A 15,644-nucleotide genomic window follows, 5' to 3' on the forward strand; every position below is an offset into this window, starting at 1 on the left:
TCTCGTGTTAACAACCATCATTCGAAGCTCTTAAAGCGTTTGTCACCTGAATCAAATCTCCTAGGAGTTTTAACTCTCTAACACCGCTGCAAGTCCCGTTCTATCTAGCTTTTGCTAAGAGCGAATGGCCTGCTGTGCCGTGTCAGTGGATGCGCATTATAGGGATATCTCAGAGCAGCGCAAGGGCAATAATGAATAAAATCGAACTTTTATAATCGTTTGCTCATAAAACCCACTGACTAGCCACTTTTTAGGCTTTATAATGCTAAAAACACCATAATTAGGACTTTTAGATGCCAAACTCTAGAAACAATAACCCACTACGCTCCTATAAAGGTGTCGTACCTACACTTAAACAGGGTGTTTATATCGATGAGGCTGCTGTATTAGTCGGTGATATTACCCTTGATGAGGATGCCAGTGTTTGGCCTTTAGTTGCCGCACGTGGAGATGTAAACCATATCTATATAGGTAAACGTTCCAATATCCAAGATGGTACGGTTTTACACGTAACCCGAAAATCCCCCTCTTTACCTGCTGGCCACCCTCTGATCATTGGTGATGACGTCACTATTGGTCACAAGGCTATGTTACATGGTTGCCAAGTGGGTAATCGTATTTTGGTCGGTATGGGCGCAATCATTCTAGATGGTGCAATATTAGAAGATGATGTCATCCTAGGTGCGGGTTCTCTGGTACCGCCAGGTAAAGTATTGAAGAGTGGTTTTCTATATGTAGGCAGCCCAGCTAAACAGGCTCGTCCACTTACCGATGCTGAACTTGCCTTCCTGCCGCAATCTGCCGACAATTATGTCAGACTGAAGAATGAGTACTTGCAAGAAGGCGAGTAAGCAAAAAGTTCGCTTTCTATAGATAGCACTATAAAAGAACGGTTCTACCTTGCTCATCGAATGCTTCCTGCTCGATGAGCGTTTCAACCTCTTCCTCTATATCAAATCGATACTGTTCAAATAGGGCTAGAGCCTTACTCTCGATATCTAATTCTTCGGCCAATATTTTTGTTGATGATAACGAAGCCAGTTTTGCTAAGCTTATCCGACACTCAATATTTACCCCTTGTACTTGAACTGGGAAAATAACGGTTTGGCTTAGTTGATCCCAATCTTGTAGATCTGGAAATAGAATACTTTGGTTCATCTTTATCTCGATTAATGCTCAGAAGTTTTTAGCCTATGAGTTCAGATCTAAGCTGAGTCAGAACAGGCTCGACACTTGGTGTTACGCTGCGCCAAATAGAAAAGCTTTCTGCCGCTTGTCCCACCAGCATACCTAAGCCATCGATTGTTTGACTTGCCCCCTGCGCTGTCGCCCACAGGTTAAAACTTGTTGGCTCTTTGCCATACATCATATCGTAGCAAACTGTGTGCGATACAATAGTATCAGGGCTAATAGCCGGTACTTCACCTGATAAGCTGGAAGAAGTGGAGTTAATAATAAGGTCATAGCTCTGCCCTGTATGGGATATAGGTAAAGCAGTCACATCACCATAGCGCGAAAAGATCTCCACTAACGCCTCAGCCTTTACTTGAGTGCGATTTACAATCGTTAACTTAGCAATGCCTGATTGCAGTAATGGCAATACACTGCCTCGCGCAGCACCACCAGCACCAATTAACAGGACATGCAATCCACACAAGTCTCCTAAGTTTCTCTTTAGGTCGGCGACTAAACCAAGACCATCGGTATTATCGCCGCGAATTTTACCATCGGCCAATACCGTTAAGGTATTCACTGCTCCAGCTAATTGGGCTTGTTCGCTAAGTTCATCACACAGGGCAAATGCTTGCTCTTTAAAGGGCACGGTAACGTTTGCACCGTAACCATGATTAGCAGCAAACTCTTTGAAACTTGCTTCAAAAGCGTCGACGGGCGCTAAGATTGCCTCATAACTTAACGACTGAGCAGTCTCGGTGGCGAACATTGTATGAATTTGGGGCGACTTACTGTGCCCTATTGGGTTACCAAATACTGCATATCGTTCAGTCATGTTTTCTACTCTAGCCACTAAAAGTAGTAGTGTAACGCGGATCTTTGCTTAGGCAATCGATTCTATCCGAGTTATTTTCAGCTGAACTTTCAACGGTGATGCTATTAAATAGCTAGATAATTTTACTCATCGACTTGCTACACTGTCGCGCAAACGTATAAGAGCCTGGTACAAGAAATAGATGAACTGGTTAAAGAAACTTGTTGGTAAAAACCAAGCGAGTCAGGATAGAGATCCAAATCAATCTAATGCTTATGATCGTATAGGTGGAGAAAAAGTGATTCGTGCTATTGCCCATCAGTTCTATTTACAGATGCAACACAATCAAGCGACTCAAGATCTATTGTCAATCCATAGAGCCCCTATCGCAGAATCTGAACAGAAGTTATTTGAATTTCTAAGCGGTTGGCTTGGTGGGCCTCAGCTATATCAACAGAAGCATGGGCACCCTGCGTTGCGTGCCAGGCATATGCCGTTTAAAGTCGATGAAGCTATGCGAGATCAGTGGCTCGTCTGTATGAAGGCAGCGATAGAGAAAGAAGTGAAAGATCCGCAGCATCAACAAGCTATATATAGCGCTATTTCGACACTCGCGGACCATATGCGAAACCAATAAAACAACATTTATTGGTTTCACTTTACTCACTATAGGCTTAACCAATCTCTTGGTTTGAGGTAATCACTGTATAGTTGCGCCTCCGGGCTACCCATTTCCGGCGTGTAAGCATACTCCCAACGCACTAATGGCGGCATAGACATCAAAATTGATTCTGTGCGGCCGCCTGTCTGTAAGCCAAATAATGTGCCTCGATCATAAACCAAGTTAAATTCAACATAACGACCACGACGATAGAGCTGGAACTGACGCTCATGTTCACCAAATTCGGTATCTTTTCGGCGCTCAACAATGGGGGCATAAGCAGTTAAGAAGCCGTTACCGACAGCCTGCATAAAGGCAAAGCTGCTCTCAAAACCTTGCTTGTTGAGGTCATCAAAGAACAAACCACCAACACCACGGGTTTCATTACGATGCGGTAACCAAAAGTATTCGTCACACCATTTTTTATACTTAGGGTAAATATCTTCACCAAAAGGCTCGCACAATGACTTTGCACTGTGGTGCCACGCAACAACATCTTCTAAATACGGATAATAAGGTGTTAAGTCGAAACCACCACCGAACCACCAAACTGGATCCGCCCCCTCTTTATGGGCAATAAAAAAGCGTACATTGGCATGTGTCGTCGGAATATGCGGGTTGTTTGGATGGATAACTAAAGAAACGCCCATCGCCTCAAAACTTCGACCAGCAAGCTCTGGGCGGTGCGCCGTTGCAGAAGCAGGCATAGAGGCGCCCATAACATGGGAGAAGTTAACGCCAGCTTGTTCAAATACCGCACCACCAGTCAACACTCGACTTTGACCACCGCCACCCTCTTCACGCTGCCACGAGTCCTCGACAAATGTTGCCTCATTATCTAAGGCTTCAAGTCCATTACAAATTCGATTTTGAAGATCGAGTAAGAAAGCTTTTACTACTGTTGGATCTGGTGCGCTCATATCATTCCTTTTTAAAAGCTGATTAGCCTTTTCTTATAATTTTTCCACTCTTAGCATCGATAATCGTAGACGGTGATGCCTGGCTCCCTAAGTCACCAATCACTAAGCCTGCAATCATTCCCTCAAACTGCAGCTTTACACTCGATGCAGACAATGCAGGCTCTTGCCCTGTCAGATTTGCACTCGTTGATACTATTGGCTTATTAATCGCCGCACACAAAGCTTTGACGTCTTCATGAGCGGTAACCCGTACGGCAATCGAATCAAAGCTACCACTTAGCAATTTAGACAGACCGGGCTTAATTGGCATAATAAAAGTAAATGGCCCGGGCCACTTACTGTGTACAAATGCTAATTGCTCTACCGAGAGTTGCGACTCATCAATATAAGGGAGTAGTTGCTGATAATCGCCTGCGACTAGAATTAACCCTTTTTGCCATGGCCGCTGCTTTATTTCTAATAAGCGTTCAATTGCGTCGTTATTATCTGGATCACAGCCTAGGCCATAGACAGCTTCTGTTGGGTAAGCAATCACGCCGCCTTGCTCAACAAGCTCTGCCGCGCCAGCAGGTAATACTTCTAACATTTGTTTCGATTCACCTTACATAAGAGCGATTTTAAGCCGCTATGATTACTTAAATGCGACATTAGTTAAAGTTAATATGATTATTTAAACAGGACGCTTATATTTACAGGCTTTTTCAGGACACTCTAGGCGCATACCTGCAGCCCCTTTGCGTTCAACCAAAATACCACAACCACAGTCTGGGCACGTTTCAGCAACTGGAGGATAATTGACTAAAAACTTGCATTTTGGATAAGCACTACAAGCATAAAATGATTTACCAAAGCGACTAGTTCGGTGTTCGATATGCCCGATCTTACACTTGGGACAGGCGATCTCATCCGCAGCATCCGCCTTATCATGTTTTTCGATATGACTGCAGGCTGGATAGTTAGTACAACCGATAAAAATACCAAAACGGCCTGACTTCACCGCCAGTTCACTGCCGCAGTCAGGACAAACCGATCCTTGGATCACTTGTGTTTCAATTGATTCATGCTGTACCAAAGGCCGGGTGTAGTCGCAGCTTGGGTAGTTATTACAGCCAATAAAACCACCGTGCTTACTGTGCTTTACCGACAACTCACAGCCACACTTAGGGCACAGCTCATACTCTTTCTCAAGGGCATGCTCGTGCGTAGTAAACAGTTGCTGATCGATTTTAGCCATGGTTATCTCAATTCATCTATATGCCGCTATTCTACCAAGGAATCGATTAAGTTTTATATTCCAGTGTTAGAATTTCGTAAAAAGCAATGATATATTGTATTCAATAAAACAAAGGGATAAATTTAAAGGGAAAAAAATGAATACACCCTCAAAGTTCGCTACGACTATTATAGCAAGCCTGCTCGCATCGCTCTCAGGCTGCGCGAGTGTTGAACAGCCAAACATTAATCCACAAATAATCAGCCAGATAAACACCACATCTGAAGCAGATTTGTTTGATGCTCAAAGCCCACTATTAACAACCGACGCTTTTACTCAAACCAGCCTTGCGCTCGCTAGCAACCAAGACATAGAGGCCATAGATAAGCTGCTTTACTACTTTCGCGCCTTTAGTTACTACGGGCCAGTTGATGACTTAAGTGATGCAGATATTTCCGCTTTAGCTGAAGCACTAGAAGAGTTAGCTGATTCAGGCCTTCTCAACAATCAAGCGCGCTTACAAGAGCAATATGCCGTTACCCTCTACCGCTATTTTGCCAACAACGATGCAGCTCAAGCCTTAGTTCCGTTACTGCCTCAGCTAGAAACCCAGCTACAGCAATTGGCGAGTACAACGCCCAACAGCGCTAATGACTATGCATTACTAGAAACCTTAAAAGCTTATGGCTTCTTACTGAATCAAGGCCGTAAAGAGGTCGACGGTGAGCTAAACAAAGTATTGTTAGCGGCTGACTTAAATACAGCCCTTATTGATTTTGCAGCAAGCGCAGAAAGCATTCGCGCCAACAACGACTGGCCACGTACAAATGCCTACTGGGCACTCGCCCTATATCGTTTAGCGCTGCCATCATCAGAAGATGGTGAACAAACACAACAAGAGTTGGCCCTCGATGCTGCCGTCGCTGCTATTGCTAAAGCCGATGTTGCACTTCGTGGTGATGCTGCTAAAGATGCATACACCGCAGGCTTTCACGTAAATGTGTTTGGTGGCCAAGAGCTATGCAAGGAAAACAGCGATATATGTCGTATTCCAGAGCTTAAGGCGGCGCTGCCGATTGAACACCACTGTTCTGATAGCCTGTTTATATTGACCCAAGATTTAAACGAGCAAGAGCTTGCTGAAAGCTGTAATAAGTTAACCTCACAAGAGTCTAACTTTCATGGTTTACTAAGCACAGAGTTAAAGCCAACCCCCAATGACTTTAACAGTGCGCTGAGGGTTGTTGCATTTAAAAACTGGAGCCAATACCACTTATATGGCCAGCTGATCTTTGATATCCAAACCGATAACGGCGGTATGTATATAGAAGGCACCCCTTCAAAGCCTGGCAACCAAGCAACCTTCTTTGCGTTTCGCCAGTGGTGGATTGAACCCGAGTTCAAAGTTTGGAATTTGAATCATGAATATGTGCACTACCTTGATGGCCACTTTGTGAAATATGCAGGCTTTGGGCACTTCCCAGAGAAAATGGTCTGGTGGTCAGAAGGTTTAGCTGAATACATCTCTAAGGGCGATACCAACCCTTCAGCTCTGCGTGTGATTAAGCGAGATCGAGATGAAGCACCAACATTAGAGGAGATTTTTGCTACCGAATATAAGGACGGTCAGGACAGAACTTACAAATGGAGTTACATGGCTATTCGCTTCCTTGCAGAGCACCACCATGCTGACTTTGTACAACTTAGCCAGTATTTAAAAACAGATTATTTCGAAGGCTATGAGCAGTTAATGGCCTCTTTGACTCAGCATCAAGATCAGTTTGCAACTTGGTTAGATACTCAGGTTGCTGAATTTGATGATAACGAAGAGAAGAGTAAACCACGCCTGCATAAGCAGTATCGCTACGATTACCGTGACTATTTGCAGCCACAGCACTTAGCCCATGGCGAAAACCACCTGAAGTTCTAGGTTCTAGGTTCTAGGTACAAAGCCAATTTGTATCCATCCAAGGCAAATTGGCATAAGTGTTCTGACCTCTAGGGATAGAGGAAATGCGAATAAATGTATGGAACATTTATCGCCAGACACAAATCCCTTCTTACGCTGTCCTTGCGTTCAGGCTGATGTTAGGTGAAATAGCGCACATCCATGTACAACGCCTATTTGAGCCCATCCATGGCAAATAGGCATAAATGTTCCAGACACAAAAAAGGAGGCTTAGGCCTCCTTTCTTTTAATCGTGTTTAGCTGATTATGAATGTAAACCACCATCAGGCTGCTCAAAGATAAGATCTTCCATCTGCTCATAAGCAGACTCATGACCCGGAGCATTAAATAGCACCATCAATATAACCCACTTAAGATCATCAAGGTTTAAGGTCGGCTCATCAATTTCCATGACTCGGTCTATCACCATTTCACGTGTCTCAACATTGAGCACTTTAATCTGCTCTAGAAACAGTAAAAAGCCACGACTTTCGACGTCAATTTTTTCCATCTCAGCTTTGGTGTAAATACGGAATGATTGCTGATCATGATTACAAAGGTAAGGCGTACCTGCTTCTTGTATATCAGCTAAACGCTCTAACCAAGAAAGTGCCTTAATGATTTCACTTTGATGAAATCCGGCGCGAGTGAGTTCTTTTGTGAGTTCGTCTTCATCTACTAATAATTCGACTTCACTATGAACATAGTTTTCAAATAAATACATGAGGATATCAAACATGACTAGCTCCTCTTTAGTCTTATGTAACCACCAGGGACTGCAGTAATCCAACCTTGCAGCTCGAGTTCAAGCAATTGCTCCAATACTAGCTCTATGGTTTTTCCACTATGCTCGACCACATCATCTATCGCTGTAGTCTCATAGCCAACACTAGCTAACAGTGAGGAAAATGGCAAATCAGAGGCGCTTTCTCCCCCTATATGGTGGCGCGCCCTTAGTTCTTCAAGGTGAAACTGCGATAAAGCGGTAACTTCTTCTAAAATATCTGCCACAGACTCCACTAACTTAGCACCATCACGCAATAATTGATGGCCCCCTTCACTTTGACCGCTCAGCACACTCCCAGGAACTGCAAACACCTCTCGCCCTTGTTCGTTAGCAAGTCGCGCAGTGATTAATGAGCCACTTTTCAAGCTTGCCTCTATCACTAAGGTTCCTATAGTTAGACCGCTGATAATACGGTTTCGTTTCGGAAAGTTTCCGGAAAATGGCTTAACGTCGGGCCAAAACTCACTCAAAACACAGCCATCATTTTGAATGTCATGATAAATGCCTCTGTGGCGTTTAGGATAAATAACATCCGCCCCCGTCCCCAATACCGCAACACTCGGCTTTCCAATATCAATAGCCGCTTGATGGGCTGCACCGTCAATACCTAAAGCCATTCCACTGGTTATTGCCAGGCTATGTAGGGCCAATTGAGTCGCCAACTCATAAGCCACTTTCTTTCCTCCTAACGTCGCATTTCGACTACCAACAACGGCGATACCAGGAAACAATAAAGTATCAAGGTTACCTTTTAAAAACAGCACAGTTGGAGGATCATTAATTTGTTTCAATAACGGGGGATAGTGAGGGTCATCTAGGCTTACAAGATGATGGTTATTTGCAGCTTGCTGCCAGGCTAACGCCTCATCAACTAACGCATAATTAGGGGATAAATTGGATTGTAGTAACGATTCAGGTAGCGGCAGCGCCTGTGGTTCATGCGCTAACCTTTGCCTTAACTCTGCTACATCCATGTAGTTTATTAATTGTTTAATCCGAGCGGGTCCTAGCCCAGATACAGCTGAAACAACTAGCCAGTCGACCAGTTTATCGTTAATGGTTTATCCTTTAAAAGCCGATGCCATCAATAAGATGGCATCAATACAATGAGTATAACTAACCTTAGCCTATTCGCTACTAATCAGCGAATCAGGAATCGTAAGCTTGTCAGCCACCCGCACAGGACGTTCATTAACTAAAATAATCCCCATACTGGTCTTATCGAAAACTTTAAACACCATCAACTTTCCACGATAAAGATCCGGCATTTTTACTGCATTATCTGACGATATATTCGCAATTATCTTCTCGTAGCGATTACGTTCGAGAGGCTGTACCGGGACGCCATCACCATTGATAACGACGACTGCGCCCTCTTTAAAGATAGAAAATACCTGTCCGGTTTCTAGACCGTCAATAGCGCCTTTGTCTAGGTAAACCACATCGAGTTTACCCATTTCACGAATATCTTTACCCGATGCCAATACTGTTGCAGGCTCTTTAATTTCAGCCGCCTTAGGCATGAAATAAGCAGACATCAGCGAGTCATCCTCAATCGGTAGTACGCGATAACCTGCCGCAGTTTCTTGCAAATTACTCAGTAACTCCACCTTAGAGATGGGGCCCGACTCAACCACTCGACCAGAAGCCGATAAAATCACTTCGAGTCCTAGATTTTCGCCGTCACTATTCTTGAGTGTTCGCCCATCAACATAAACGCCAAATTTATCGCCAACGGTTAACTCACCTTGCACATAGATAATGTCTGAAATCACATGAAATTTTGAAGGACTCTCACCGCCCATGACTTTGGGTTGCTGCTCGAACCAATCGGCATCAACTACACGGTTTTGTAATAGATAGGGCTGGATTAGCGAAAGGTCTATCGCTGGAATCGCACTATTTTTAGCTGAAATGCGGCCTTGGGGGCTTTTTCTGATATGAGGCTTAACCACCAAGCGCGGTTCACCATCGATAAACACCAGAGTCAGCTTGTCGCCAGGGTAGATAAGGTGAGGGTTCGCTACCTGAGGGTTTGCTCCCCACAGCTTAGGCCAACGCCAAGGGTCGTTTAGGAAAGATGCTGAAATATCCCAAAGCGTATCGCCTTTTTCAACCACATAAGAATCAGGATGACCCGACTTTAGCGTTAAGGTATCAGCGAAAACTGAAGTGCAACCAACTATAAGTGAAGCAAGTAATATTAACCGTTTCATCAGGGTATCCATGCTATTTGCTCTTTTATTAGAGTATATGTAGAGCTTTTGCTGTTATTGAATGCCGCTAACGACTAAAATTGAGCCATTAGCCAAAGTCAGTATAACTAACTGGCTCAATTTTGACAGACTTGTTAAGAGTTTAGATATGAGTTTATTAAAAGTTTTATGTTTTCCCGATGAAAGATTACGTACAGTAGCAAAGCCAATCACAGAGTTTAACGCTGCCCTTCAAACACAAATCGACGATATGTTCGAAACTATGTATGAAGAGAAGGGAATTGGCCTAGCTGCAACCCAGGTTGATTATCACCATCAACTTATCGTTATGGACCTTCAAGATGATGTTGAACGCCCTAAAGTGTTCATCAATTTAGAGATTACAGCCAAAAGCGGTGATTTCTGCAACGAAGAAGGCTGCTTGTCTGTTCCTGGCGTCTACGCCAAAGTCGATCGCGCAGAATTTGTAACAATCAAAGCCCTAGATCGCGATGGTAAAGAGTTCACGTTAGAAGCGGATGATTTGTTTGCTATCTGCTTACAACATGAATTAGATCATCTATCAGGTAAGCTGTTTGTTGACTACTTATCACCGCTTAAGCGTCAACGCATCAAACAAAAGCTCGAAAAAGCAGCTCGTCTCGAAGCTAAACAAGGATAAATTTTTGAAACCATTAAATGTCATTTTTGCAGGAACGCCAGACTTTGCTGCACGCCATCTTCAAGCGTTAATCGATTCAGAGCATAACGTTATTGCAGTGTACACCCAGCCAGACAGACCTGCTGGCCGCGGTAAAAAGCTTCAAGCAAGCCCAGTCAAAGCATTAGCGCTTGAAAATGACATCGCAGTTTTGCAGCCAAAATCTCTACGTGACGAAGATGCGCAAACAGAGCTTGCCGCCTTGAACGCTGACATTATGGTTGTTGTCGCTTACGGGTTAATTTTACCAAAAGTCGTGCTCGACACCCCTCGCCTTGGCTGCATCAATGTACATGGTTCAATTTTGCCACGCTGGCGTGGTGCTGCACCGATTCAACGAGCACTATGGGCAGGCGACAGTGAAACTGGCGTTACCATTATGCAGATGGATATTGGTTTAGATACCGGCGACATGCTGTTAAAAACTCAGCTGACAATTGAAGACACTGATACTTCTGCAACCCTATATGAAAAGCTAGCCGAACAAGGCCCAAGTGCACTTGTTGACGCATTAGCAGGGATAGCAGCAGGTACTCTGCCTGCTGAAAAGCAAGATGAAAGCTTAGCCAACTATGCTGAAAAGTTATCGAAAGAAGAAGCGCGCTTAGATTGGACTAAATCAGCTAACGCACTATGGCGCGAGATCCGCGCTTTTAATCCTTGGCCTGTTAGCCATTACCAACATGAAGGTAATACTATTAAGGTATGGCAGAGCCATGTGAGCGGTGAGACAAGCTCAAAGCTACCGGGTACGATTTTGTCAGCCGATAAAAATGGCATTAGTATCGCCACAGGTGAAGGTGTATTAACTATCACCCAGATGCAACTTCCAGGTAAAAAGCCATTAAGTGTTGCCGACATCCTAAACTCAAGAGCCGACTGGTTTACCCCAGGAACCGTTCTTACTAGCACCGATAATCAAGAGGCTTAATCGCTAATGAACTTAAGAGCTTTGGCCGCTAAGGTCGTTTTTCAGGTGCTAGAAAAAGGTATCTCACTTTCAGTGGCGCTACCGGATCAGCAAAAACATCTCGATAATGGTAAAGACAAGGCGCTACTCGCCGAGCTTTGCTATGGTGTCATGCGTTTTTTGCCGCAGTTAGACAAACAAGTCAGCGACTGCATGAGCAAACAGATGAAAGGTAAGCAGCGCATAGTGCACCAATTATTACTGGTTGGTTGCTATCAACTGTACTTCACGCGCATTCCGAGCCACGCTGCAATATCAGAGACCGCCGAAGCCTGTCGTCAGCTAAAGTTTGAAGGCTTAGTGAAAGTGGTTAATGGTGTATTACGTAATATTCAGCGCCAGGAAAAGCCTTTATCGACTGACAACGACACTCTTACCTATAACACACCAGCCTGGATCATTAAGCGCTTAAAAGACGCTTACCCAGAAAACTGGCAAAACGTGATTGAGCAAAGTCATGAGCGCCCACCTATGTGGCTTCGTAACAATCAGCAATCACAAACCAGAGACACCTATTTACAGGCGCTGGCAGGATTAGAGATTGACGCTCAAGCGGGTAACAGCCCAGATTCAATTTTACTATCTAGCCCACGCGATGTGATGCAGCTACCCGGTTTTGAAACCGGCGCAGCATCAGTGCAAGATGGTGCAGCCCAATGGGCAGCCACCTTATTAGCACCGCAAGGTAATGAACTAGTACTCGATGCCTGTGCCGCTCCTGGCGGTAAAAGCTGTCATTTATTAGAGCTAGCACCTGAAATTAAACTGGTGGCTGTGGATTTTGATGCCAAACGTCTTGAGCGCGTTCAGCAAAACCTCGATAGACTGTCACTCAAAGCTGAGCTGGTACATGGCGATGCCGCCGATATCGACTCATGGTGGCAAGGCGATAAGTTCGACCGCATTTTGCTCGATGCTCCCTGCTCCGCAACCGGTGTTATTCGTCGTCACCCTGATATTAAGTGGCTTAGAAAGAATAACGATATTGAAGAGCTGGCGCAATTACAGTCACAGATTTTCGATCATTGCTGGAAGTGGTTAAAGCCCGGTGGCACACTCTTATATGCAACATGTTCAATTTTGCCACAAGAAAACAAAGATCAAGTCAGCGCCTTCTTAGGCAGAACACCTGATGCGACTTTAGTGCCGATTGCAGAACAAGCCAGTCCAGACGATATTGGTTGGCAGATTGTCCCTGGACAAGACAACATGGATGGCTTTTATTACGCTCGCCTAGTTAAGGATTAGAACGGCAATGAAAATAATCATTTTGGGTGCAGGACAAGTTGGCGGCACACTCGCCGAAAACTTAGTTGGCGAAAACAATGACATCACCATTGTCGATACCGACAAAAATCGCCTACGTAGCTTGCAAGATAAGTACGACCTAAGAGTCATTGTGGGCCACGGTGCTCACCCAAGTGTATTAAAAGAGGCGGGAGCCGAAGACGCGGATATGCTTATCGCGGTAACCAATAGCGACGAATGCAATATGGCAGCTTGCCAAATTGCTTATTCGCTCTATGGTACTCCCACCAAAATTGCCCGAATTCGTTCAGAACAATACCTAGGCCTTCGCGATAAACTGTTTATCGACAGCGAAACCAAGAATGCAGAACATCGCCCTCGGGGCGGTTTTATTATTGATGAGCTGATAGCACCAGAGCAACTGGTGACCGCCTACATTGCTCGCCTTGTTGAATACCCTGGAGCATTACAGGTGCTCGAGTTTGCCGAAGGCCGACTGAGTTTAGTTGCCGTGCGTGCCTACTATGGCGGCCCGTTAGTGGGTAATGCACTCGCAGCACTGCGCGAGCATATGCCAAATATTGATACCCGGGTTGCCGCTATTTTTAGACAGGGTCGTCCAATTATGCCTCGCGGCACCACCATTATCGAAGCCGATGACGAAGTGTTCTTCGTGGCCGACAGCCGCCACGTACGCGCGGTAATGAGTGAGATGCAGAAGCTCGATAATTCTTATCGCAATATTATGATCGCCGGTGGCGGTAATATTGGTTTGGGACTAGCGAAAAAACTACAACGCAACCACTCAGTAAAACTGATTGAGCGTAAGCAAGAGCGTGCTGAAGAGTTATCAGAAAAGCTTGAAAATACAACGGTATTTTGTGGCGACGCCTCAGATCAAGAGCTGTTGCTTGAAGAGCATATCGACCAAACCGATGTGTTTATTGCGGTTACCAACGACGATGAAGCCAATATCATGGCTGCATTACTCGCCAAACGCATGGGCGCTAAAAAAGTCATGGTACTTATTCAGCGCGAAGCCTATGTTGATATTGTGCAAGAAGCGAATATTGATATCGCTATTTCTCCACAACAAGCTACGATTTCGGCATTGCTGACTCATATTCGCCAAGGTGATATTTGTAACGTTTACTCACTACGTCGCGGCGCAGCAGAAGCAATTGAAGCGATTGCTCATGGTGACTCCAATACGTCTAAAGTGGTTGGCAAGCAGATCAGCGAAATTAAATTACCACCTGGGACCACCATTGGCGCTATCGTTCGCGACGAAGAAGTGCTTATGGCACACGACAAAACCGTTATCGAACAAGGCGACCACGTCATTCTATTTTTGGTCAACAAGAAGTTTATTGGCGAAGTTGAAAAGCTATTCCAACCGAGCGCCTTCTTCTTTTAAAAGCGTCATTTAACAGCGTTCAGGAGTGTAACTCATGCCAGTTAGGTAGACTGCTAACTGGTATAAACATTATGTTGAACTATCGCCCCTTGCTATTTATTTTAGGAATTTTCCTCTCAACGCTCACTGCGTTTATGTTAATTCCCGGCGCCTTTGCCCTCTACTATGGTGAAGAAACTGTTGGTGCCTTCATGATCTCATCTCTGGTTACAGGCTCTGCAGCCAGCTTCTGTATGCACCAAGGTCAAAGCCGAAAACTTCACCTTAATATTCGAGATATGTTCCTGCTCACCAGCCTCACATGGTTTATCGTGAGTCTATTTGCAGCAATGCCCTTCACCTTGTATCACGGCATCAACTATACCGACGCATTCTTCGAAACCATGTCAGGTATTACCACGACGGGCTCGACGGTGTTGTCAGGCCTCGACACCATGGATCACAGCATCCTTATCTGGCGCTCATTGCTACAGTGGTTAGGTGGGATAGGCTTTATTGTAATGGCAGTGGCTGTATTACCTTTCTTAAACGTCGGTGGTATGCGTTTATTTAGAACTGAATCTTCCGACTGGAGTGACAAAACAACCCCGCGTACTCAATATATGGCCAAAAGCCTATTTTTTGTTTACATCATACTGACTCTTATATGTTTTGCTGCTTACCACCAAAGCGGTATGACCTGGTTTGAGGCGATTAATCACGCCATGACCACCCTATCTACCGGGGGCTATTCAACCTCAGATCGTTCAATGGCAGCATTTTCAGATGAAGCTCAATGGGTTGGTACCACCTTTATGCTCGCTGGCGGCTTACCCCTGTTGATGTTTGTCTATATGGTGCAGCAACGTTCGCTAAAAGTATGGAATGATGCTCAGGTAAAAGGCTTCTTAAAGTTTGTGGTTTTAATTTCTTGCTCACTGGCATTATGGTTTTGGAGTACCAGAGACATTGCTGCGCTCGATGCCCTTCGTATCGTCAGTTTTAATGTGGTTTCAGTGGTCACCACCACAGGTTATGGTCTCACGGATTACACGGCCTGGGGGGCGCTGGCTAATATCGCCTTTCTATTCTTAATGTTTGTCGGTAGCTGTTCTGGCTCGACCTCCGGCGGCATTAAAATTTTCCGTTTTCAAATTGCTAACGTCATTATGCGCGATCAATTAAAACAACAATTCCACCCTAATGGTGTATTTAAAGAGCGCTATAACAACCACATTATTCGCGGAGATATTGTTCGCTCGCTCGTTACCTTTATTATGTTATTTATGACGGTAATCATCGCCCTGTCGATAATTCTAGTCCTTACAGGGCTGGACCCTATCACTAGCTTTACTGGCGCGATTACCGCGGTAAGTAATGTTGGCCCGGGATTAGGCGATACCATTGGGCCAGCAGGAAACTTCTCCAGCCTACCCGACGTCGCCAAGTGGGCCCTAGCAATAGGCATGCTATTAGGTCGACTCGAGATTTTAACCGTTGCGGTTTTATTCCACCCGCAATTCTGGGAATACTAATCCCCCACAACGGGTATAGAAGTCCGCAATAAAAAAGCCGCATTCATTGCGGCTTGTTATTTC

General features: G+C 44.8%; 16 protein-coding genes. 8 read left to right on the forward strand and 8 right to left on the reverse strand.

Annotated elements, in window-relative coordinates; translation table 11 throughout:
- Window positions 1-293: 293 nt before the first annotated feature.
- Complete coding sequence (locus ACVBIU_RS16200; RefSeq protein ID WP_447161674.1) at window positions 294-851, forward strand: gamma carbonic anhydrase family protein; 558 nt, start codon at window positions 294-296, stop codon at window positions 849-851.
- 28 nt (window positions 852-879) lie between these two features.
- Here ACVBIU_RS16200 and ACVBIU_RS16205 read toward each other — a convergent pair whose 3' ends face one another.
- A complete protein-coding gene (locus ACVBIU_RS16205; protein ID WP_447164275.1) occupies window positions 880-1,158 on the reverse strand; it encodes a DUF1488 domain-containing protein in 279 nt (92 codons plus the stop codon).
- A gap of 28 nt (window positions 1,159-1,186) precedes the next feature.
- Entirely contained in the window at window positions 1,187-2,008 is an 822-nt protein-coding gene (gene aroE, locus ACVBIU_RS16210) for a shikimate dehydrogenase (protein WP_447164276.1), read from the reverse strand.
- A 181-nt stretch (window positions 2,009-2,189) separates the two neighbouring features.
- On the opposite strand from aroE, the gene ACVBIU_RS16215 reads away from it, so the two are divergent.
- The gene (locus tag ACVBIU_RS16215; RefSeq protein ID WP_447164277.1) at window positions 2,190-2,624 is read left to right on the forward strand and encodes a group II truncated hemoglobin; all 435 of its coding nucleotides are present in this window, start codon (window positions 2,190-2,192) and stop codon (window positions 2,622-2,624) included.
- A gap of 29 nt (window positions 2,625-2,653) precedes the next feature.
- Here ACVBIU_RS16215 and hemF read toward each other — a convergent pair whose 3' ends face one another.
- The 3 genes from hemF to ACVBIU_RS16230 form a co-directional block, all read right to left on the reverse strand.
- The gene (gene hemF / locus ACVBIU_RS16220) at window positions 2,654-3,568 is read right to left on the reverse strand and encodes an oxygen-dependent coproporphyrinogen oxidase (RefSeq protein WP_447161670.1); all 915 of its coding nucleotides are present in this window, start codon (window positions 3,566-3,568) and stop codon (window positions 2,654-2,656) included.
- Between the two features lie 22 nt (window positions 3,569-3,590).
- Window positions 3,591-4,154 carry an L-threonylcarbamoyladenylate synthase gene (locus ACVBIU_RS16225; protein WP_447164278.1) on the reverse strand — a complete coding sequence of 188 codons (564 nt, stop codon included), beginning with the start codon at window positions 4,152-4,154 and terminating at the stop codon, window positions 3,591-3,593.
- A gap of 84 nt (window positions 4,155-4,238) precedes the next feature.
- Window positions 4,239-4,802, reverse strand: a complete 564-nt coding sequence (locus tag ACVBIU_RS16230) for a DNA topoisomerase family protein (protein ID WP_447164279.1) — start codon at window positions 4,800-4,802, stop codon at window positions 4,239-4,241.
- 136 nt (window positions 4,803-4,938) lie between these two features.
- On the opposite strand from ACVBIU_RS16230, the gene ACVBIU_RS16235 reads away from it, so the two are divergent.
- Complete coding sequence (locus tag ACVBIU_RS16235) at window positions 4,939-6,711, forward strand: collagenase (protein ID WP_447164280.1); 1,773 nt, start codon at window positions 4,939-4,941, stop codon at window positions 6,709-6,711.
- A gap of 283 nt (window positions 6,712-6,994) precedes the next feature.
- Here ACVBIU_RS16235 and ACVBIU_RS16240 read toward each other — a convergent pair whose 3' ends face one another.
- The 3 genes from ACVBIU_RS16240 to ACVBIU_RS16250 all read right to left on the reverse strand — a co-directional run bounded on the left by ACVBIU_RS16240 (window position 6,995) and on the right by ACVBIU_RS16250 (window position 9,744).
- The gene (locus tag ACVBIU_RS16240) at window positions 6,995-7,468 is read right to left on the reverse strand and encodes a DUF494 family protein (protein ID WP_439267821.1); all 474 of its coding nucleotides are present in this window, start codon (window positions 7,466-7,468) and stop codon (window positions 6,995-6,997) included.
- 2 nt (window positions 7,469-7,470) lie between these two features.
- Window positions 7,471-8,490 (reverse strand): DNA-processing protein DprA, encoded by a 1,020-nt coding sequence (gene dprA / locus ACVBIU_RS16245; protein ID WP_447161664.1) that lies wholly within the window; start codon window positions 8,488-8,490, stop codon window positions 7,471-7,473.
- 153 nt (window positions 8,491-8,643) lie between these two features.
- On the reverse strand, window positions 8,644-9,744 hold the full coding sequence (locus ACVBIU_RS16250) for a LysM peptidoglycan-binding domain-containing protein (RefSeq protein ID WP_447164281.1): 1,101 nt from the start codon (window positions 9,742-9,744) through the stop codon (window positions 8,644-8,646).
- Window positions 9,745-9,880: 136 nt separating this feature from the next.
- Here ACVBIU_RS16250 and def point away from each other — a divergent pair, with 136 nt between their 5' ends.
- The 5 genes from def to ACVBIU_RS16275 all read left to right on the forward strand — a co-directional run bounded on the left by def (window position 9,881) and on the right by ACVBIU_RS16275 (window position 15,581).
- Complete coding sequence (gene def, locus ACVBIU_RS16255; protein ID WP_447161662.1) at window positions 9,881-10,393, forward strand: peptide deformylase; 513 nt, start codon at window positions 9,881-9,883, stop codon at window positions 10,391-10,393.
- 4 nt (window positions 10,394-10,397) lie between these two features.
- A complete protein-coding gene (gene fmt / locus ACVBIU_RS16260) occupies window positions 10,398-11,363 on the forward strand; it encodes a methionyl-tRNA formyltransferase (RefSeq protein ID WP_447161661.1) in 966 nt (321 codons plus the stop codon).
- A gap of 6 nt (window positions 11,364-11,369) precedes the next feature.
- Window positions 11,370-12,650 (forward strand): 16S rRNA (cytosine(967)-C(5))-methyltransferase RsmB, encoded by a 1,281-nt coding sequence (rsmB, locus tag ACVBIU_RS16265; protein ID WP_447164282.1) that lies wholly within the window; start codon window positions 11,370-11,372, stop codon window positions 12,648-12,650.
- Between the two features lie 7 nt (window positions 12,651-12,657).
- Window positions 12,658-14,067: a Trk system potassium transporter TrkA gene (gene trkA, locus ACVBIU_RS16270; protein WP_447161659.1), complete on the forward strand. Its 1,410-nt coding sequence runs from the start codon at window positions 12,658-12,660 to the stop codon at window positions 14,065-14,067.
- A 71-nt stretch (window positions 14,068-14,138) separates the two neighbouring features.
- Complete coding sequence (locus tag ACVBIU_RS16275) at window positions 14,139-15,581, forward strand: TrkH family potassium uptake protein (RefSeq protein ID WP_447161658.1); 1,443 nt, start codon at window positions 14,139-14,141, stop codon at window positions 15,579-15,581.
- Window positions 15,582-15,644: the final 63 nt, after the last annotated feature.

It is taken from the genome of Shewanella sp. 30m-14, from assembly GCF_052977125.1.